General features: G+C 50.3%; 21 protein-coding genes. 12 read left to right on the top strand and 9 right to left on the bottom strand.

Annotated elements, in window-relative coordinates; genetic code table 11:
* Position 1: 1 nt before the first annotated feature.
* The 4 genes from rpmH (at position 2) to mnmE (ending at position 3,824) form a co-directional block, all read left to right on the top strand.
* Positions 2 to 136: a 50S ribosomal protein L34 gene (gene rpmH / locus K7H08_RS08575; RefSeq protein ID WP_009723348.1), complete on the top strand. Its 135-nt coding sequence runs from the start codon at positions 2 to 4 to the stop codon at positions 134 to 136.
* A 13-nt stretch (positions 137 to 149) separates the two neighbouring features.
* The gene (gene rnpA, locus K7H08_RS08580; protein WP_084183640.1) at positions 150 to 551 is read left to right on the top strand and encodes a ribonuclease P protein component; all 402 of its coding nucleotides are present in this window, start codon (positions 150 to 152) and stop codon (positions 549 to 551) included.
* A 115-nt stretch (positions 552 to 666) separates the two neighbouring features.
* Complete coding sequence (yidC, locus tag K7H08_RS08585) at positions 667 to 2,352, top strand: membrane protein insertase YidC (RefSeq protein WP_089040122.1); 1,686 nt, start codon at positions 667 to 669, stop codon at positions 2,350 to 2,352.
* A gap of 101 nt (positions 2,353 to 2,453) precedes the next feature.
* A complete protein-coding gene (mnmE, locus tag K7H08_RS08590; RefSeq protein ID WP_198348725.1) occupies positions 2,454 to 3,824 on the top strand; it encodes a tRNA uridine-5-carboxymethylaminomethyl(34) synthesis GTPase MnmE in 1,371 nt (456 codons plus the stop codon).
* 38 nt (positions 3,825 to 3,862) lie between these two features.
* Here mnmE and K7H08_RS08595 read toward each other — a convergent pair whose 3' ends face one another.
* The 4 genes from K7H08_RS08595 to rdgB all read right to left on the bottom strand — a co-directional run bounded on the left by K7H08_RS08595 (position 3,863) and on the right by rdgB (position 7,296).
* A complete protein-coding gene (locus tag K7H08_RS08595; RefSeq protein ID WP_038479928.1) occupies positions 3,863 to 4,708 on the bottom strand; it encodes a 23S rRNA (adenine(2030)-N(6))-methyltransferase RlmJ in 846 nt (281 codons plus the stop codon).
* Between the two features lie 94 nt (positions 4,709 to 4,802).
* Positions 4,803 to 5,477, bottom strand: coding sequence for an OmpA family protein (locus K7H08_RS08600; RefSeq protein WP_038479925.1), 675 nt, complete (start codon positions 5,475 to 5,477; stop codon positions 4,803 to 4,805).
* Positions 5,478 to 5,525: 48 nt separating this feature from the next.
* The gene (gene hemW, locus K7H08_RS08605; protein ID WP_038479922.1) at positions 5,526 to 6,695 is read right to left on the bottom strand and encodes a radical SAM family heme chaperone HemW; all 1,170 of its coding nucleotides are present in this window, start codon (positions 6,693 to 6,695) and stop codon (positions 5,526 to 5,528) included.
* Complete coding sequence (gene rdgB, locus K7H08_RS08610; protein WP_038479919.1) at positions 6,688 to 7,296, bottom strand: RdgB/HAM1 family non-canonical purine NTP pyrophosphatase; 609 nt, start codon at positions 7,294 to 7,296, stop codon at positions 6,688 to 6,690. Before rdgB ends, hemW begins: the two co-directional genes overlap by 8 nt.
* Positions 7,297 to 7,580: 284 nt before the next feature.
* Here rdgB and K7H08_RS08615 point away from each other — a divergent pair, with 284 nt between their 5' ends.
* The 6 genes from K7H08_RS08615 to K7H08_RS08640 all read left to right on the top strand — a co-directional run bounded on the left by K7H08_RS08615 (position 7,581) and on the right by K7H08_RS08640 (position 11,771).
* On the top strand, positions 7,581 to 8,273 hold the full coding sequence (locus tag K7H08_RS08615; RefSeq protein ID WP_038479916.1) for a response regulator transcription factor: 693 nt from the start codon (positions 7,581 to 7,583) through the stop codon (positions 8,271 to 8,273).
* A 22-nt stretch (positions 8,274 to 8,295) separates the two neighbouring features.
* Positions 8,296 to 8,811, top strand: coding sequence for a curli production assembly/transport protein CsgE (locus K7H08_RS08620; RefSeq protein ID WP_231657703.1), 516 nt, complete (start codon positions 8,296 to 8,298; stop codon positions 8,809 to 8,811).
* Positions 8,811 to 9,227: a curli assembly protein CsgF gene (locus K7H08_RS08625; RefSeq protein WP_051626403.1), complete on the top strand. Its 417-nt coding sequence runs from the start codon at positions 8,811 to 8,813 to the stop codon at positions 9,225 to 9,227. Before K7H08_RS08620 ends, K7H08_RS08625 begins: the two co-directional genes overlap by 1 nt.
* A 74-nt stretch (positions 9,228 to 9,301) precedes the next feature.
* Positions 9,302 to 10,132 (top strand): CsgG/HfaB family protein, encoded by an 831-nt coding sequence (locus K7H08_RS08630; protein WP_038479910.1) that lies wholly within the window; start codon positions 9,302 to 9,304, stop codon positions 10,130 to 10,132.
* A 267-nt stretch (positions 10,133 to 10,399) separates the two neighbouring features.
* Positions 10,400 to 10,948, top strand: coding sequence for a hypothetical protein (locus K7H08_RS08635; protein ID WP_051626402.1), 549 nt, complete (start codon positions 10,400 to 10,402; stop codon positions 10,946 to 10,948).
* Positions 10,949 to 11,009: 61 nt separating this feature from the next.
* Positions 11,010 to 11,771 carry a hypothetical protein gene (locus tag K7H08_RS08640; RefSeq protein WP_038479907.1) on the top strand — a complete coding sequence of 254 codons (762 nt, stop codon included), beginning with the start codon at positions 11,010 to 11,012 and terminating at the stop codon, positions 11,769 to 11,771.
* 74 nt (positions 11,772 to 11,845) lie between these two features.
* On the opposite strand, the gene K7H08_RS08645 is transcribed toward K7H08_RS08640, so the two are convergent.
* From K7H08_RS08645 to K7H08_RS08665, 5 genes are all read right to left on the bottom strand, one after another.
* Entirely contained in the window at positions 11,846 to 12,226 is a 381-nt protein-coding gene (locus K7H08_RS08645; protein WP_231657704.1) for a hypothetical protein, read from the bottom strand.
* Positions 12,227 to 12,299: 73 nt separating this feature from the next.
* Complete coding sequence (hemL, locus tag K7H08_RS08650; protein ID WP_038479904.1) at positions 12,300 to 13,580, bottom strand: glutamate-1-semialdehyde 2,1-aminomutase; 1,281 nt, start codon at positions 13,578 to 13,580, stop codon at positions 12,300 to 12,302.
* A 36-nt stretch (positions 13,581 to 13,616) separates the two neighbouring features.
* Positions 13,617 to 14,426 carry a bifunctional hydroxymethylpyrimidine kinase/phosphomethylpyrimidine kinase gene (gene thiD / locus K7H08_RS08655; RefSeq protein ID WP_038479901.1) on the bottom strand — a complete coding sequence of 270 codons (810 nt, stop codon included), beginning with the start codon at positions 14,424 to 14,426 and terminating at the stop codon, positions 13,617 to 13,619.
* Entirely contained in the window at positions 14,426 to 14,857 is a 432-nt protein-coding gene (gene hemJ / locus K7H08_RS08660; RefSeq protein ID WP_038479899.1) for a protoporphyrinogen oxidase HemJ, read from the bottom strand. The genes thiD and hemJ overlap by 1 nt, the downstream gene beginning before the upstream one ends.
* A gap of 22 nt (positions 14,858 to 14,879) precedes the next feature.
* Complete coding sequence (locus K7H08_RS08665) at positions 14,880 to 16,670, bottom strand: chloride channel protein (RefSeq protein ID WP_231657705.1); 1,791 nt, start codon at positions 16,668 to 16,670, stop codon at positions 14,880 to 14,882.
* Between the two features lie 198 nt (positions 16,671 to 16,868).
* Between K7H08_RS08665 and argC the strand changes: the two genes are divergently transcribed.
* Both argC and erpA read left to right on the top strand, forming a co-directional pair.
* On the top strand, positions 16,869 to 17,903 hold the full coding sequence (gene argC / locus K7H08_RS08670) for an N-acetyl-gamma-glutamyl-phosphate reductase (protein WP_120386005.1): 1,035 nt from the start codon (positions 16,869 to 16,871) through the stop codon (positions 17,901 to 17,903).
* Between the two features lie 215 nt (positions 17,904 to 18,118).
* Positions 18,119 to 18,472, top strand: a complete 354-nt coding sequence (gene erpA, locus K7H08_RS08675) for an iron-sulfur cluster insertion protein ErpA (protein ID WP_038479889.1) — start codon at positions 18,119 to 18,121, stop codon at positions 18,470 to 18,472.
* Positions 18,473 to 18,611: the final 139 nt, after the last annotated feature.

Below are 18,611 nucleotides of genomic sequence, written 5' to 3' on the forward strand. Positions count from 1 at the left end.
TATGAAACGCACTTTTCAACCCAGCGTTCTCAAGCGCAAGCGCGCGCATGGCTTCCGTGCTCGTATGGCAACCAAAAACGGCCGTGCCGTTATCGCACGCCGCCGCGCCAAAGGCCGCAAGCGTCTGAGCGCCTGATCTCGGATTGCGTGTGCCGCATCAAGGCTTTCCCCGGTGCTTACGTTTGCTAAACGCCGGGGATTTTAGTCACGTGTTTGAACAAGCAGACCTGAAGGTTCATGGCAAAGGTATGATGGCGCTAGCGCGTTTGAGTACCCGGGGACATCCCCGCATTGGACTGGTGGTCAGCAAAAAGAATGTGAAGCTCGCTGTTGATCGCAACCGCTTTAAGCGACTCGTGAGAGAATCTGTTCGCCTCCGCCAAGATCACTTACCCTCTGTGGATATCGTGATACTGGCAAAGCGTGGTGTTCAAGATATTGATAACGAGACGCTTAATCGCCAGCTAAATGGCATGTGGAAACGACTTCAGCGTGACGCACAGGCGGTGTCTGTACCACTCCCGCCTAATGGCGTAACACGTGACGCTTGACGACACACCTCGCCGCTCGACCTCGGCCTGCCGCCTGGCAGGCTTTCGTGTGTCATGGGTCGAGTAAATGACACTGCGCCATTAGCATGTTCACCACCCATCGGGCAGAACCCTCATGGACGTAAAACGACTTTTATTACTGATTCCACTGGCAGTACTTGCCTATCTATTGGTTGTACAGTGGAATCAGGATTATGGGCAAATAAGCGTCGATTCGACGCCTGAAATTACCCAAAACAGCAACGGCTCATCCGCCAATAATGTTGGCAGTGATGATTTATCGGTTCCTAGTTCATCGGCTCCCCAAAATGCCATTAGTGAAGGCATGCCTGGAGAAGCAGAAAGTAACTCGTCTAGCCGAGACTTTATTGCTGTCACGACCGACGTTCTCGACGTACGTATTGACCCACATGGTGGCGATATCGTGTACGCCGCTCTACCGCAGCATAAGCTAACGCAGGATTCAGATCGTAACTACGTGTTGCTTTCTGATAACTCAACGCGTAGTTACGTCGCTCGTTCGGGTCTTCAACTGGACGGCCAGGCTAGCCGCATTGCCTTCACGCCCGAGCGTACCGAGTACCGCTTAGGGAACGATGAAGAGCAGCTAAGTGTTGATTTAACAGCGGAAGTTAACGGCGTTGAGGTTATTAAGCGATTGACGTTTAAGCGCGGCGACTACGCTGTCAACGTTAGTTACTATTTAGCCAACAACACCGAGTCACCGATTAGCGCACGCTTTATCGGTCAACTGGCGCGCGATAATAGCCCTGACCCCTCAAGTGGCGTCTCTATGGGTATGAAATCGTATCTTGGTGCAGCCTACTCTACCCCTGACGCGCGGTACGAAAAAATCGACTTCGACGATATTCAAAGCCATAACTTTGAAAATCGTGAGGCGCAGGGTGGCTGGATTGCGATGATCCAGCACTACTTCGTATCTGCCTGGGCACCGGCGCAAAATCAGCAAAACCTCTACTATGTCACTACCGATTCACGGGATCGTAATGTCGTAGCGTTTGCTGGCCCCACGAGCAGTGTGGCCGCTGACGGCGAGGCAACGCTAAGCGCAACGCTGTACATGGGGCCCAAGGTTCAAGACTATCTTGAACAAGTCGCTCCCAACCTACGCCTAACCGTAGATTACGGTTGGCTGTGGTTTATCGCTAACCCGCTGTTCTGGTTACTGGATAAGATCCACGACATCGTTGGCAACTGGGGCTGGTCAATTGTACTGCTGACCGTACTCGTGAAACTGGTGCTGTTCCCGCTATCCGCCAAAGCCTACAAGTCAATGGCGCGTATGCGTAAGCTTGGCCCGGAAATGCAGCGTCTCAAAGAGATGTATGGCGATGATCGCCAGAAAATGTCTCAAGAGATGATGAAGTTCTACCAGAAGGAAAAGATCAATCCTCTGGGCGGCTGCTTACCAATTCTGGTGCAAATGCCGGTCTTTATCGCGCTGTATTGGATGCTGCTTGAGTCTGTTGAGCTGCGCCATGCGCCGTTCATGTTCTGGATTCAAGATCTGTCGGTGAAAGATCCGTACTTTATCTTGCCAATTCTGATGGGGATCTCGATGTTCGTTCAGCAAATGCTGAACCCGACACCGCCCGATCCCATGCAGGCGAAGATTATGAAGATGCTGCCGATTATCTTCACCTTCTTCTTCCTGTGGTTCCCAGCAGGTCTGGTTATCTACTGGGTCGTCAACAACATCATCTCGGTGGCGCAGCAGTACCTCATTACGCGTAATATTGAGAATGATCCAAACGTCGGCAAAGGGTTGCGAACCAAGTAGCACGCTCCCTTCTCCTACCTCCAGACCCCCGCCCTAGCGGGGGTCTGGCGTTTTAGGATGAACAACGCGACAATCTTCGCCATACACCAACGAGAAGCGCCATGGCCGATCGACTTTACACCCAAGACACCATTACCGCTCTGGCAACTCCTCCTGGCCGCGGCGGTGTTGGCATTATTCGCGTCTCAGGCCCTGCCTGCCGCGATATCGCTGCCGCAGTACTTGGCCACTGCCCCTCCCCTCGTTACGCTCACTACGGCCCGTTTTATGCCGCTGAAAGCGTTATTGATGAAGGCATTGCCCTGCTGTTCAACGGGCCCCACTCATTTACCGGTGAGGACGTGCTTGAACTGCAAGGACATGGCGGGCCAATCATTATGGATATGCTGCTTGAACGCTGCCTACAGCTTGGCGCACGCCTAGCACGCCCGGGTGAGTTTTCAGAGCGTGCCTTTCTAAACGACAAGTTGGATTTAGCCCAAGCCGAAGCCATTGCCGACCTGATAGACGCCACTTCCCGTTCCGCTGCCGAAAATGCCGTACGTTCGCTACAGGGCGAGTTTTCCCAGCGTATCTCGGCGTTAGTGGAGCGACTCATTGAGTTACGGGTATACGTCGAAGCGGCGATTGATTTCCCTGAGGAGGAAATCGACTTTTTAGCCGACGGCCACGTCGCCAACCGTTTAGACAGCGTTCAGCAAGCGCTGACGGCGGTTCGCAAAGCCGCAGGCCAAGGGGCACTGTTACGCGAAGGAATGAGCGTGGTGATTGCTGGACGACCTAATGCCGGTAAGTCTAGCTTGCTCAACGCACTGACCGAACAAGATACCGCCATTGTCACGGATATTGCCGGCACCACCCGTGACGTGCTGAGGGAATATATTCACATTGATGGCATGCCACTGCATATTATCGACACCGCAGGGCTACGCGACACCCCCGATGCCGTAGAGAAAATCGGCGTTGCCCGTGCTTGGGAAGAGATCGAAAAAGCCGACCGCGTGCTGTTATTGGTAGATGCCTCAACGACTGATGCGACCGATCCTATGACTATTTGGCCGGAATTTGTCGCCAGGCTCCCCGATCAAACACGCCTGACACTGGTGCGAAATAAAATCGATACCAGCGCCGAACAAGCCGGCATTGATTTATCCACAACCCCACCAACGATCAGACTATCCGCAAAAACTGGCGTGGGTGTGGATAACTTAAAAACCCATTTAAAGGACATCATGGGGTTTTCTGCGACGACTGAAGGGAGATTCTCAGCCCGCCGTCGCCATTTAGACGCCCTAGATCGCGCCATGATTGCGCTGGAAACAGGACGCGCCCAACTAGATGGCTACGGTGCAGGGGAATTGCTGGCCGAAGACTTGCGCGATGCTCAGCAGGCGTTAGGCGAAATTACCGGTGAATTCAGCGCTGACGACCTGCTCGGCGAAATCTTTGGCAGTTTTTGTATTGGGAAATAATCATCTGCTTTGGTCAATAACAGACAGTGGCTAACAAGCTATTCGCCTACCAGCCACTCTGACCGATAGTCACTTTCCGAGCCTAGCAGCGGCGTAATGTGCTCCATCGCCGCCGCTAGACGCTCATCTAATCCCCAGGGCGGGTTAATCACTAGCATTCCACTACCGTACATGCCATGGCTTTGCTCGTTTGGCGTATGCCGTTGAAGTTCGCTGCGCCAAATTTTACGGATGCCGCTCTCCCTCAAGCCGTTTAGCAGCGAGAGATGGTTGCCTGCTGGTAGCAATGGATACCACACCAGGAGCACCGCATGTCGCGCTTTTGCCAGGCTATAAGTCACCGCATCAACCACCTCCAGATATTCCGCTTTACGTTCGTAGCTAGGGTCAATCAATACGCACAAACGCGGTGTTGCAACCGGTACCAGCTCACTCAAACCTGCCAGTCCATCTCCATAAATTCGCTGCGCCTGCGGGGAAAGCGATTGGGTACTTAAGTGCTCATGCTCACCTGGATGAAGCTCAAATAACGTCAGGCGATCTTGCTCACGAAGCGGCTGAGAAAGCCACCAAGGTGAGCCAGGATAATGGGTAAGCTCAGATGCATGGGGCTGGGCAGTTGCCAACGTGGTTAGCCAACTACTCAGTAAAGGGTCACTTAGCTGCTCGCTCGCTTTCCACAGCGGCCAAATGCCCTCACGGTATTCTTGAAGCCGCTGAGTCTCTTTGGTGTTAAGTGGATAGAGGCCTCGTCCCGCATGAGTATCTATATATGTAATGGCTGTTTTTTTACGTAATAAGTAATCAACCACCGCGTAAAGCGTTAAATGTTTCTGCACATCGGCAAAGTTACCGGCATGGTAAGCGTGTTGGTAAGACAGCATAGTCGCTCGCTAACAGAGAATCGAAAAAAGCCCGCTATGTGAGCATAGCGGGCGTTTATCGGCAATGCCGAGGTTAGCTAATCAATCGTTAGTGTTAACCCTGGCCATTTCCCGTGGGACTCAAGGTGATTTCAACACGGCGGTTTTGCGCCCGCCCTTGTTCAGAATTATTGCTAGCAACCGGCTGATTGGCCCCATATCCCATGGTGTTTAATCGAGCGGAGGACACGCCATTTTGGCTAAGGTAATTACCCACAGACTGGGCACGGCGTTCAGACAGACGCTGGTTATAATTTGCATCTCCGGTGCTATCAGTGTGGCCAGCAATGTTGACGCGAGTATCCTGATACTGGGTCAGTACATTCGCTACTTGGTTAAGGGAGTTACGCGCCTCACTGGTAAGGTCAGCTGAGTCGAAACCAAAGGTAACGCCACTGGGCATATTAAGCACAATATCGTCACCGCGACGATCAATCTCAATACGCGAGCCCTGGAGATTTTGGCGCAGCTGTTGCTCCTGACGATCCATGTAAACGCCTATACCGGCACCCGCTGCAGCACCTACCGCCGCACCAATCAATGCGCGATCACGACGGCTAGTGCTGCCATCGCCAGACAGCGCACCGGCAGCAGCGCCAATGGCCGCGCCAATGCCAGATCCCATCGCAGTGCTAGAGCGCTGCGTCTGACCGCCATAAGGGTCCGAGGTAGCACAACCAGCTAACAAAATGGCTGCCGCCAGCGGGGTCAGTAGTCGAGAAATACGCATCACTCACTCCTTGATAATCTTCAGGGTAATTGCTTTATATATCGCTGATCACTCATCGCTTATTAATGTCAGCAATTCATTCAAGAATAATAGACCTTGAGGCGATGCACGCAGCTTTTCGGGCATTTCCATTAAAAGTCCTTTTTCATACGCGCTTTGTAACCGTGAAAGTAACACGGCTGAGGGCTGTCCTGTGTAAGCCGTCCAGACACCCATTGCGACCCCATCGGTTAAACGTAACGCATTCATCGCAAATTCAAGGGGTAGCTCCTGCGTTGCTATCGGCTGCTTGCCGGCCACAAAGCCACGCGGATCATTTGCACGACGTAAATACGCCTCTGGCTGACGTGTTTTCCAGCGCCTTTCGATATGCCGCTGCCCCTGACTATCGACCGTCGTCAGCTTTCCATGCGCTCCCGCCCCAATACCCAAATAATCGCCAAACTGCCAATAATTGATGTTGTGGCGACTTTGTTGTCCCGTTCGCGCGTAGGCGGAGATTTCATAGCGCCGCAAACCGGCTTGCTCAAGGCGTTGATGGCCAGCTTCTTGAATGTCCCAGAGAGCCTCTTCTTCTGGTAACACAGGCGGATGAGAGAAAAACGCCGTATTCGGTTCAAGCGTTAACTGATACCAGGAGAGATGCTCTGGCTCCAGAGCCAATGCTTGATCAATATCCTCCATCGCTTGAACCGGGGTTTGTTTGGGTAACCCATGCATTAAATCAATATTGAGATTATCAAACCCAGCCTCACGCGCCTGGCGAACAGCATTGACCGCTTCTTGGCCGCTATGAATACGCCCCAACGCGCTAAGCTGTTCAGGGCGAAAGCTCTGAACTCCCAAAGACAAGCGATTGATCCCGGCTTCTCGATAACCAATAAAACGCTGCTGCTCGGTCGTGCCAGGATTCGCTTCAAGGGTAATTTCAATAGTAGAAGAGAACGGCAATCGAAGACGTATCTCTTTGAATAATCGATCGTAAAAAGCTGGCGATAACAGGCTTGGCGTGCCACCGCCAATAAATATCGTTTGAATCTCTCTTTCATTCGCTAACGATAAATCACCCTCCAAATCACTGAGCAGGGCGTTTAGATAAGCGTCTTCGGGCAGCTCGTCAGTACTGGGCTCATGGGAATTAAAGTCACAGTACGGGCACTTCCGTACGCACCATGGCGTATGGATGTATAGGGATAAGGGAGGCAATAGCTCAGCCATGCGCCACCTTCAACAGTTCAACCAAGCCCTGTAATGCCCGCCCACGATGACTAAGTCGATTTTTGGTTTCACTGGATAACTCGGCAACACTCATTCCTTGGTCCGGTAACCAGAACAGAGGGTCATAACCAAAACCGCCATTACCTCGCGGGTGCGCCAGAATTTCACCTTCCCAACTGCGTTGCACGATCACAGGTACAGGGTCTTCGGCATGACGCAAATACACCAATACGCACCAATAACGTCCACTACGCTGACCTTCAGCATAGCGACTGAGCGACGTTAATAACTTCTCATTATTGCGCTCGTCACTTTTAGGCTCACCGGCATAGCGCGCTGAATAGATACCCGGCGCACCGTGAAGTGCATCCACCTCAAGACCTGAGTCGTCTGCCAATGCAGGCAATCCACTGATTTTACTTGCCTCACGAGCTTTCAGAAGTGCGTTTTCTACAAAAGTAAGCCCTGTTTCTTCCACATCTCCCACTCCAAATTCGGATTGCGGACGAACATCTAACCCAAGAGGTGCTAGTAATTGATTGAATTCTTTTAGTTTTCCTACATTTCCACTGGCTAAAACTAAGGTATTGGGCGATGCCATAACGATATCTCCAAAAGGAAGGTTAATGAGTTTACATATATCAAAATTTCTTCTAAAGCAGGCTGTTTGTTACATAATGTAATTGTTAAAACTAATTTAAAAACTGCTTATATTAATAACAAACAACATTATAAACATACACTTAAACGCATTATTCTAAAAAATACTATATATATTCAAATTGATTTCACCAGATTTCTAATAACAAAACTTTACGAAATGTATCTTATAGGCAACACTTCTGAGAGCACCTGCTCACTCTTTCTTTCCACGAGGGCTTCCCAATGTCACAGGAAAAGACCATAGGTTTGGTGTATCTCATTACCGAAAAAAGTCCGCAATCACAGCTATTTGCAGACTATTTACACGATCACACCAACTGCTCAATTAGCATTTACTCGCCAGACGTCACCATACCCTCTTCACCCGTCGAAAAGCTGCTCATCCTCATTGACAGTGATCATATTAGTGTAGAGACATTGCCAGACTGGCAAGAGAAACTGCCAGAAGCATTAACAAAAACCCCTCTAGCCGCTTTCAATATTCGCGATATGGACCATGCCCTAGAAGCTCTCTCGTGCGCTCAACTGAAAGGGGTATTTTATCGCAATGAGAGCTTAGAGGTATTTTGCAAAGGTATCCACGCGTTACTTGATGATGAGCTGTGGATGTCTCGTGAGTTAATGGCACGACTGATTCTTTTTTATCGCAAGTATCAAAGCAACGCGTTCCGCCCAGCCTGTGGATTAACCAACCGTGAAATGGAAATTATCTCTTTATTAAGTGCGGGTTCCTCCAATCAACAGATTGCCGATAAGTTGTTTGTAAGTGAACACACCGTTAAGTCTCATCTTTATAACATCTTCCGAAAAATAAACGTTCACAATCGCATTCAAGCACTTAACTGGATCCATCAGAACCTTGGTCCAATTCTTCCTAATATAGAAACTGCACGCAGTTTACAACGTCATCGGTAGCCTTTTAAAAGGGTATATAGCTATGAATTTACGTCGCTATTTACTGGTCATTTTTATCAGTTTTATTGCATTAACTACTGATACATTTGCCAATGAACCAACCAATTCTTCCCGGGCATTAGCCACCAGTGAGCAGGAAGAAGTCAACGCTATTAACCAACTATCAAGTCCCGATGGCCCAGAAATTCAAGGACAGCGAAATAGAGGTAGTGAGCTTACCGGTATCATGGTCGACCGTACCGTCACCATGGCAGGCAAGACCTTCTATCGCGCTTTCAGCCAGCGGGCTATGGATAACCTCATTATCGGTAATGCCACGATTACCATTCAAGAACGTCCCGATGCCCGTTGGGGCAGCCAAATTGCCATCGTGGAAGGCAACCGGATGTACTTCAGAACACAGCTCTCTCCCAGGATTAGCGAAGCTGACCGCGTAGCAGGAGAAGCTGTAAATATCGTTGAGGAGGCACTTCTCCAGCAGCAGCTGGCATCTGCTCTTACCTCAGATAAAGACTTGGGAAAAGAGGAGTTATTCTGATGAAAAACTGCAGAAAAATAGCTTGCGCTACGTTCATAGTGTTAATGGGAATAGGTGCTCACGCGCACTCAGGTGATTTAATTTATAAACCTATTAACCCTTCTTTTGGCGGCGATCCTTTTACAGGTAGTTACCTGTTAGGTAAAGCCCAGTCACAGGATACCAATACAGATCCAAATGCACGTAGGGGGCAAACATTATCATCCACTGAGCGCTTATTACAAAGTTTAGAAAGTCGATTGATATCACAGCTCATTTCCGATGTTAGCCGTGGTGAAGTCAGTGAGGGTAGCTTCGATAGTGATGAGTTCGGCGTTGTCGTGAGTGACAATAACGGACAACTAATTGTGCGTGTTGTGGATAAAGTTACTGGAGATGTAACAGAGATTAGCGTTGGCGGTTTATTTAACCCTTAACAACGACATCAATATCAACCGCTAAAAAAACCAGCAATAACGACTAACGCTATCTGCTTTGTCAGGGGATCATTATGAAAATTATCGCCTCAATTGTCATCGCTAGCCTACTGAGTGGCTGTGCAGGAATGGTGGCAACGTCTGAAAATTTAGAAGGTGCTGAAGCAACACTCACGCCCAGAGGAGCTACCTACCAAGATCTTGTATCGCTCCCGCCACCGTCAGGAAAGATATTTGTCTCTGTGTATGATTTTCGCGACCAAACAGGACAATACCGACCAGCCCCCGCCAGTACGTTTTCAACTGCGGTAACCCAAGGGGCTGCAGCAATGCTTACCGGAGCCCTGTCTGACTCTGGCTGGTTTATACCGCTGGAACGTGTTGGGTTACAAAACTTGTTAACTGAACGCCGTATTATTCGCGCAGAATTCGAACGCTTTGGGCAGCCCGATACGCTGCCATCGTTAAGAGCAGCGTCGGTTATGCTAGAGGGCGGCATTATTGCTTATGAATCGAACGTACGAACCGGGGGAGCCGGTGCTGAATATTTTGGCATTGGGGCGTCAGGCCAGTACCAGGTAGATCAGGTAACGGTGAATTTACGTGCGGTGGAAATCTCAACAGGCGAAATATTAGCTAACGTCACCACCACCAAGACCATCTATTCAAAAGAGCTACGAGCTGGGGTTTATCGCTTTATTGATTTCAGACGCTTATTAGAGGCCGAAGCCGGTATAACTACAAACGAACCGGTTCAGCTCGCGGTAATGTCAGCAATAGAATCTGCTGTCATTCACCTTGTAGCGAGAGGCATTGAAAACCGATTATGGAATCTTGCTCCCGGAACCAGTATTCAAGAAACCATTTTAGATGACTATCTTAATGCATCGATACCTATGCTTTAGTAAGAATTAATCAAGGGAACACTACTTAAATAAAACTATAAAAAACAATGGCCACTCAACAGAGTGGCCTTTTTTATTTAAAAAACAAATACTATATAATTACATAACTAACAAACAAATAATTAAGAAAGTAGTAAACACAAAATATTATAAATGTTAAACATATAACCACAGCATTAACAAAACTTCCTATAGCGTCATTTTTAGAATGGTCCAAACTCAATCCATGAAACAAAAAGACACATTGAGTTTCAAAAGGAATTAAAAATGAAACATTATAGCTATCGGCTCAGGACAGCTACAACGAACAGAATTCGTTGTAGTGCTGTGATAACGGTAGCCACTTCATTGCTGACTTTTTCTTCTGTATTGCAAGCTAACGAGAATGAAAGCGACTTATTTAATAGAAGTGCAAGAGTTACTCAGTTTGCGGCCATTGATAACGCCGCGCTAAACAGCAATCTAAGCATCATTCGTCAACAAGGTAACAATAATAAAGCAAGTGTTGCCCAGTCACGTTCTGTGAGTTATCAGCTTTCTAACTTTGCCTATATCGATCAAATCGGCAACGGTAATCAAGCAAGCATAATGCAAAGTAACGGAAATAATACCGGAATTATTTGGCAAGTGGGCGACGACAACACCGCCTCTATTAATCAGCAAGGTAATAGCGCCCAGTATAAAGCCGACATTTATCAAAATGGATTTAAGGGTGACGTTTCAATTTCGCAATCGGGCAGTGGCTCACGTGGTGTAAGTGTCCAGCAACAAAACCTTTCGGGCAATGCACGACCAGTCACTATCGATACCTACTGAGTCGCCAGCTGCTTCTCAGTAAACAACCAAAGCAAGTCGATCGAAAAAAAGGGGAAACACCATGAAAACTCAAATGACCGTTATCGCTGCTGCTGTTGCAATGGCTGTTAGCTTCTCTAGCCAAGCGCGTGACTTTGATGACTCTACAACAAACCCTGCTGCTAACGCAGGGACAGAACCCGCGTTTGTAAACCAGCAAGATATCCGTGAAGGCATGAACGGCTTCGCTCGTGACCCAATGCGGACTTCGATTATTGTTCAAGTTGGTGACGATAACGCAGCTGAAACTGATCAGTATGATAACGAGCAATACTCACGCGTTGGCCAAGAAGGTAATAACAACGACTCTTATGTTTATCAAAGCGGCGATCAGCATGAGTCGATTGTTTATCAGATAGGCAATTATAATGATTCAGTCGTAGTACAAGATGGTGGCAGTCTTAACGACTCCTATGTACGTCAACAAGGCGACAACAACAGCTCTACTGTTGCTCAATTCTTGAACACTGCGCAAAGCGACTCAATTATTGAGCAGTTCGGTAACGGAAACGATGCTGACGTTTACCAAGCATTAAATACTGATGAAACGTGGAGCTTTATCCATCAGGACGGTGATAACAACGAAGCTAATGTTCTCCAGGTTGAAGCAGACCTGAGCGCTTCCTACATTTATCAAGGTGGCGAAGGCCATGTAGCGAATGTCTTCCAGACAGGCAACAGCAACGTGTCGACTATTCGCCAGAACACCGTTGGTGGTAGCGCTGCTTCAGCGTCTCACTTCCAGGCTGGTAACAACAACTCTGCTATCTCTACTCAGTGGTAAGCATCTTTGTAGGTACGTCTGTAAGTACTTACTTAGCTCAGGAAACCGCCCCCTTCGGGGCGGTTTTTTTATGTTTAACGCACCATTACCGTTAACGTGCCGCCTTTCCCTTGGGTAGCAGAACGCGAGCGATTACTGCCTTTAACGATATCTACTTCTAAACGATCATCTTCGCTGAGCAGTTTTACCGTACCTTCAAGCGTGGTGCCTTCAAAGGTAAATTCAGCGGGCACTGTGCCGCGTGTTTCGGGGTGATCAATGGTTTCATCGTTATGAGTAGTGCGCCATTGGGCTGAGAATTCCGCGCCAGGTGTGCCACCCATGGTGATATGGATTTGAGTCATATCCTGCTCCTGTGCGGCCATCCCCGTTAACGGTAGACCAAGGGTGAAAACAGCGGCTAACAATATGCCGTTAAAGCGTGAAGAGTGCCAAGCCAATTGTCGTTTCATCATGTGTTTACCTCACTAACCACAGAGCCGCTCAATAGGAGCGGCTCTTGCAGTGTAGCAGGCGCTTTACTTTATGTTACATAACGGCAAAGGCTTTTTCTGCAGCATCCAACGTTAGCTGAATATCTTCTGGCGTGTGGGCACTCGACATAAAGCCAGCTTCATAGGCAGAAGGTGCGAGATACACACCGTGATCAAGCATAGCACCAAAGAAGCGGCGGAAAGCATCGGGGTTGCAAGCAGTGGCTTGGGCGAAGTTATCTACACGGGATTGCGACGTAAAGAAAACGCCAAACATGCCACCTGCGGATTGGGTCATCATCGGTACGCGGGCAGCGTTGGCACGCTCTTGCAAGCCGGTACACAACGTTTGCACCCGTTGAGTCAGCGCATCATGGAAACCAGGCACCTTTAGTTTGGTTAGCAGAGCGACCCCTGCAGCCATGGCCAGCGGGTTACCGGACAGCGTACCCGCTTGGTAAACCGGCCCCAGCGGCGAGATATTCTGCATAATTTCTTGTTTACCGCCAAACGCCCCAACGGGCATGCCGCCGCCAACGATTTTACCTAAGCAGGTAAGGTCAGGCGTTACGCCGTAATGTGCCTGAGCGCCACCTAAAGCGACGCGAAAACCGGTCATGACTTCATCAAAAATCAAAATACTGCCGGATTCATTGCACACCCGGCGCAACGTTTCCAAGAAGCCCGGCTGGGGAGGAATGCAGTTCATATTACCCGCCACCGGCTCCACGATAATGCAGGCAATTTGCTCTCCGATCTCTGCAAAACACGCTTCCACCCCTTCAGGGTCGTTATACGAAAGCGTGATGGTGTGCTCAGCGAGTGATGCGGGTACGCCTGGTGAGCTAGGTTCCCCGTGGGTTAACGCGCCGGAGCCCGCTTTGACGAGCAATGAATCCGAGTGGCCGTGATAATTGCCTTCAAACTTGACGATTTTGTCGCGTCCCGTTGTTCCGCGCGCAAGTCGAATGGCCGACATCGTCGCTTCGGTGCCCGAGCTGGTCATACGCACCATTTCCATGGAAGGAATCATTTCACAGATCAGATCAGCCATGGTGGTTTCGACAGCGGTCGGCGTACCAAAGGAGAGGCCGTTATCTAACCGCGCTCGCACAGCGGCCAGTACATCCTGATCGGCGTGTCCAGTGATCATCGGTCCCCATGAGCCGATATAGTCTACGTAGCGGTTACCTTCCACATCGAATAAGTAGGCACCCTGAGCACGTTCCATAAAAACAGGCGGGCGATGTAGGCCTTTAAAAGCACGAACAGGGGAGTTAACTCCCCCCGGAATGTGACGACTGGCAAGGTCAAATAGTTCTGCAGATGTGGTCATGGCATCCTCAACATTAATGGCTTACTGCCAATGAGATCAAAAGCGTACGGGGCGTGGCAAGCGTTTCGGTAAACACTGTCCGCTAGGGGGCTGATAACCATGAGACAAACTCTCCCAGGTAAAGTGCTGGGCTTGCTCACAGGCAGTTGGTAAGCGCTCACCAACGGCTAAACGAGCCGCAAGCGCTGAGGCTAATGTACAGCCTGATCCGTGAAATACTTCAGGCAAACGTGGCCACTGCCATTGGCGCGTAGTGTCAGGAGAGTGCAGCGTATGCACAACCTGTTGCGTATTACCCGGGAGTGGATCGTCGGTGGCGGTCACAAGGACACCTTGGCAACCCTGCGCCAGCAACGCAACAGCACGTGCTGTGTCATCCAAAGGGTCGGTTATCTCAGGCGTCAGTGCAGCAAGCTCAAACCGATTGGGCGTTACGATATCCACAAGCGGTAGCAAACGATCTATATAAAGTTGCTGCAAAGCGGGTGTGGATAACTTAGCGCCGCCACCTGCTTTTAATACCGGATCTGCGACGACGGGAATTCCTGGAAAACGGCGGATAATTTGTTCCGCTGCGCGCAGCGTCGCCTCATCAGCCAACAGCCCCAACTTAATAGCCGCAATTTGCATATCACCTAACGCTTCAGCCATTTGCCGCATTGCAGCAGGATCTGCAGGCAGGGTGCGTATCACGTTATGGCAATTTTGAACGGTCAGTGCGGTTGGAATGGTGACTGCCCAACCACCACAGGCAGCTATCGCTTCGCTATCAGCCACTAACCCAGCCCCCCCGGTGGGGTCATGGCCAGCTAACACTAAAACAACGGGAGGAAGAGGATGGCGCATCAAAAGGGCTTCACCACCGCCAGGATAATAATCGCGATTAACGCAATCACGGGCGCTTCGTTAAACCAGCGGAAAAACACATGGCTTTTGGTGCAGCGGGCTTGATCAAATTGCTTCAAATAAATTAAGCAAACGTGGTGGTAAGCGATTAATAGAGCGACAAGCGTCAGCTTAGCGTGCATCCAACCTTGGCTAAACCAAGCGGGCACGAGATAAAGCATCCAGCCACCAAAGATCAGCACAATGATCATCGATGGCGTCATAATTCCACGGTAAAGCTTACGCTCCATGGTTTTAAAGTAAGTGATCGCTTGCTCATCGCCTGTGTCCCGCGCCATGGCGTGGTACACATACAGTCGCGGTAAATAAAATAGCGCGGCAAACCAGGTAACAACCGCCATCAAATGAATGGCCTTTACCCATAAATACATGGTCTCTCCTTAGGCGTTGGGCTCATTGCTGGGAATCAGCACCGCGGGGGTCAGTGTAGTGATAATAACGTTCGATAGCGCCACGCGTAATGATACCTGAAATTCGCTGCTGCTTTGGCCGATAGCCATGCACGACATAGAGTGCACCTAGCGCATTGTCCTGAAGTTTTAGAAACGCTTCCGATAGCGTTGCTTGTAATCCGATAGGTGCCATTTCAAGCCGTTGCCCAGGGATCTCAAGCAAATCAATGAACTCGTCTTCTGGAGGGGCTTCGTCTTGCAGTGCTTCATCATGCTCCAGTAACCAACGCGCAAGCTCAGCGGCTTTAAGCGCCAGCACTGGTTTTTCTGCACTGGAGCGCTCAATCACTAGCCACACAGGATTCGTTTCCAACAGACGCCGTGCCTGATCAGGCGTAATCATTCGATCTGTGCGCACTAAGTGACGCTCCATTACCGCTGGCACCGATACCCGCGAAAGCGCCTGCATTAAAGGCTGCTGTAACGGATGCAAGCCGTAGCGCACCGAGCTAATAAAAAAGCCCTCACAGCCAGTAAGCTGACGAGATGTTAGGCAGGCAACCACCACAACGAGCATGCCAGGCAACATGATATGTGGCGAATGCGTTAGTTCAAGCAACGCCATCAAAGCGGCAAGCGGTGCTTGCAATACAGCGCCCATCATTGCCGCCATGCCCAACATGGCATAAATGCCGGGGTCTGCCGCTTTATCTGGCCATACCCAACCGCCCAGCATTCCCCCTAGAGCACCGGTGGCAGCACCGACCACTAGCACGGGGCCAATAATGCCGATTGGTACACCACCTGCCACGGTAATGGCAGTAATCAATAGCTTAGCGATCATCAACGCCAACAACACAGTAATCGCCAGCTGATTATTCAACATAGCCGCAACGCTGTCGTAACCAATGCCTTGTACTTCAGGAAACCACCACGCAACAGCGCCCGTTATCACCCCGACTGCACCTAACCTAAGCCATAGCGGCCACTGCTGTAAGTACTGGCTACGCGAAAGATGAATAAATACGCCCGCTAATAGGCCAATCACCAAACCAATAATGACCACCCAAGGCACATTCATTAACGAACCTAGCGCAACTTCAGGAATGCGAAACGCCGGTTCGTTGCCATACACCAATTGAGCGACCAATGCCCCCATGGTAGAGGCGAGTATCACCGGCATAAAGCTCATCAGGGTATATTCCATCATCACCACTTCCATGGCGAAAATCACCCCTGCGATTGGCGTATTAAATGATGCAGATATACCTGCCGCCGTGCCGCAAGCAACCAACACCCGTAAACTGTTATTGGGCAAGCGAAGCTTGAGACCTAAGCCGCTGGATGCCGCTGCGCCCAGATGAATGGCAGGGCCTTCACGTCCTGCTGAGAGGCCACCCAGCACAGAAACAACGCCTACCCACCACTGGTTAAGCCAGTTGCGCATAGGGAAACGTCCCTGATGATAGGTGAGACGCTCAATAACATGGCCAACACCTAACTTACGGGCAGCGGCCTTTTGCCGATAGAGCAGCGTGCCAATCAGCGTCACGGCAATTATCGGCAGCAGCGCACGAAGCCATGGCGCGAGCCCTTCAAAGGCCTCAGGATTGCCCTCAGGCATATAAAGGGCAGCACCTACCTCTAGCAATAAGCGAAAAGCCACCATCACCGCGCCTGTGATCACCCCAGACACTAACCCCAGCACACACAGCTGAGGCAGGGCATCAACATTCGCCAGCTGGCGACGAAAACTTTCCAAGGTGAAATCTGACCGGGAAAAACGTGCCACAACGTCCGTCCTTGCGCCTATTATTCGCTTTTACGCATCATGTTCGCGTTAGTGAACATATGCCTGTTTCCCTATAGCGCTCTTACGCGCCTGCTCTCTTGTGTATCATAGCTAGCTACAGTTCAACAGCCTGAGGTATCTCATTAGGCTGTTAATTATTGTTGGGTCTGACTGTGCGTAATGCGCAAGGAGTGGTTTGTGATTAAGGTTGGCATTGTAGGCGGTACCGGCTATACCGGCGTTGAGCTGTTACGGTTACTTGCCCAGCATCCCCAGGTAAGCGTAGAAGCCATTACCTCGCGCTCGGAAGCAGGCGTGAAGGTATGCGATATGTATCCCAACCTGCGCGGCCACTATGATGCGCTCACGTTTAGCGAGCCAGACGCCAAGAAACTGGGTGCAATGGATGCGGTGTTCTTTGCGACACCCCACGGGGTCGCCCATGCACTAGCAGGCGAACTGCTCGACAATGGCACGCGAGTAATCGACTTATCTGCGGATTTCCGGCTGCGCGACGCCGCCGAATGGAGCCAGTGGTACGACCAGCCCCACGGCGCGCCGGAACTGCTAAAAGAGGCTGTGTATGGCCTGCCAGAAATGCATCGTGAGAAAATCAAAAAGGCCCGCTTAATTGCCGTACCAGGATGCTACCCAACGGCTGTTCAACTCGGCTATCTGCCGCTTTTGGAAGCTGGTTTGATTGACGCAAGCCAGTTAATCGCGGACTGCAAATCAGGCGTTACCGGCGCAGGCCGTGGTGCCAAAGTTGCCTCGCTGCTAGCCGAAGCCAGCGAATCGATGAAAGCCTACGGTGCGTCCGGACATCGCCATTTGCCTGAAATTCGTCAAGGCTTGAGCGATATGCAGTCAAACGCCGTGGGGCTTACCTTTGTGCCGCACTTAACGCCTATGATCCGCGGCATTCATGCCACGCTCTATAGTACGCTGACTGAAGAGCCAGGCGATTTACAGGCACTCTTTGAGCAGCGTTACGCCCACGAGCCGTTTGTTGACGTCATGCCTGCAGGCAGTCATCCGGAAACTCGCAGCGTCAAAGGCAACAATACCTGCCGAATCGCTGTTCACCGTCCTGGCAATGGCAATACCGTAGTAGTGCTCTCGGTAATTGATAACCTCGTTAAAGGCGCATCAGGCCAAGCGATTCAAAACCTCAACCTCATGTTTGGCTTTGAAGAAAATATGGGCCTCAACGCCCCAGCGTTGATGCCTTGAATCACACCAAATACCAGCATGCAGAGGGCAGCTCAAAGAGGAGGTCATTTGCCAGGGAAGGCAAATGTAGCGTCCAAGGAAGGATTCAAAGCGCCTCCTCGGCGAGCTGCCCTCTGCTTGATACCCCAACACAATAGTTGACCATTTTGCTGGGAATTACCCATAATCACACTCCGATGCCGATTATTCGTTCTTAAAGCTCGCGGGAGGTACCCATGAGCGGTGCAGAAGCTTTTGTTCCAACGCCTCTACTATTGTCTGATAGTGCTCGGAAACGCATCCAAGCACTTATAGCAGAAGAGGCTAACCCTGCGCTGAAACTCCGCGTTTATGTCACCGGTGGTGGCTGCTCGGGGTTCCAGTATGGGTTTGATTTTGCTGAAAACGTGGCCGAAGACGACACATTAATTGAATTTGGCGATGCGATCCTCGTCGTCGATCCTCTCTCCTACCAATACTTGGTGGGTTCAACCATTGACTATGAAGAAGGGTTAGCAGGTGCCCGTTTTCGTGTTCAAAACCCCAACGCTACGACCACCTGTGGCTGTGGAGCTTCCTTCATGGTCTAACCAACGTTGGTAACAACCCCCTCCCCGTGACTTGACGCCTTGGTGGTTTCTCGCCAAGGTTAAAAGGTCAATAACGGTTGCAGACGGAATTTATAAGAGTAAATCTTCTTTAAATCGCGTCGCTAACCAAATAAAACAC

This window comes from Halomonas sp. IOP_6 (assembly GCF_021151565.1).
Lineage (GTDB): Bacteria > Pseudomonadota > Gammaproteobacteria > Pseudomonadales > Halomonadaceae > Vreelandella > Vreelandella alkaliphila.

What these genes read in the sequence shown, in the direction of transcription:
- rpmH (WP_009723348.1), top strand. Translation starts at nt 2, where the DNA reads ATGAAACGCACTTTTCAACCCAGCGTTCTCAAGCGCAAGCGCGCGCAT.
- yidC (WP_089040122.1), top strand. Translation starts at nt 667, where the DNA reads ATGGACGTAAAACGACTTTTATTACTGATTCCACTGGCAGTACTTGCC.
- mnmE (WP_198348725.1), top strand. Translation starts at nt 2,454, where the DNA reads ATGGCCGATCGACTTTACACCCAAGACACCATTACCGCTCTGGCAACT.
- K7H08_RS08595 (WP_038479928.1), bottom strand. Translation starts at nt 4,708, where the DNA reads ATGCTGTCTTACCAACACGCTTACCATGCCGGTAACTTTGCCGATGTG.
- K7H08_RS08600 (WP_038479925.1), bottom strand. Translation starts at nt 5,477, where the DNA reads ATGCGTATTTCTCGACTACTGACCCCGCTGGCGGCAGCCATTTTGTTA.
- hemW (WP_038479922.1), bottom strand. Translation starts at nt 6,695, where the DNA reads ATGGCTGAGCTATTGCCTCCCTTATCCCTATACATCCATACGCCATGG.
- rdgB (WP_038479919.1), bottom strand. Translation starts at nt 7,296, where the DNA reads ATGGCATCGCCCAATACCTTAGTTTTAGCCAGTGGAAATGTAGGAAAA.
- K7H08_RS08615 (WP_038479916.1), top strand. Translation starts at nt 7,581, where the DNA reads ATGTCACAGGAAAAGACCATAGGTTTGGTGTATCTCATTACCGAAAAA.
- K7H08_RS08620 (WP_231657703.1), top strand. Translation starts at nt 8,296, where the DNA reads ATGAATTTACGTCGCTATTTACTGGTCATTTTTATCAGTTTTATTGCA.
- K7H08_RS08625 (WP_051626403.1), top strand. Translation starts at nt 8,811, where the DNA reads ATGAAAAACTGCAGAAAAATAGCTTGCGCTACGTTCATAGTGTTAATG.
- K7H08_RS08630 (WP_038479910.1), top strand. Translation starts at nt 9,302, where the DNA reads ATGAAAATTATCGCCTCAATTGTCATCGCTAGCCTACTGAGTGGCTGT.
- K7H08_RS08635 (WP_051626402.1), top strand. Translation starts at nt 10,400, where the DNA reads ATGAAACATTATAGCTATCGGCTCAGGACAGCTACAACGAACAGAATT.
- K7H08_RS08640 (WP_038479907.1), top strand. Translation starts at nt 11,010, where the DNA reads ATGAAAACTCAAATGACCGTTATCGCTGCTGCTGTTGCAATGGCTGTT.
- K7H08_RS08645 (WP_231657704.1), bottom strand. Translation starts at nt 12,226, where the DNA reads ATGATGAAACGACAATTGGCTTGGCACTCTTCACGCTTTAACGGCATA.
- hemL (WP_038479904.1), bottom strand. Translation starts at nt 13,580, where the DNA reads ATGACCACATCTGCAGAACTATTTGACCTTGCCAGTCGTCACATTCCG.
- thiD (WP_038479901.1), bottom strand. Translation starts at nt 14,426, where the DNA reads ATGCGCCATCCTCTTCCTCCCGTTGTTTTAGTGTTAGCTGGCCATGAC.
- hemJ (WP_038479899.1), bottom strand. Translation starts at nt 14,857, where the DNA reads ATGTATTTATGGGTAAAGGCCATTCATTTGATGGCGGTTGTTACCTGG.
- erpA (WP_038479889.1), top strand. Translation starts at nt 18,119, where the DNA reads ATGAGCGGTGCAGAAGCTTTTGTTCCAACGCCTCTACTATTGTCTGAT.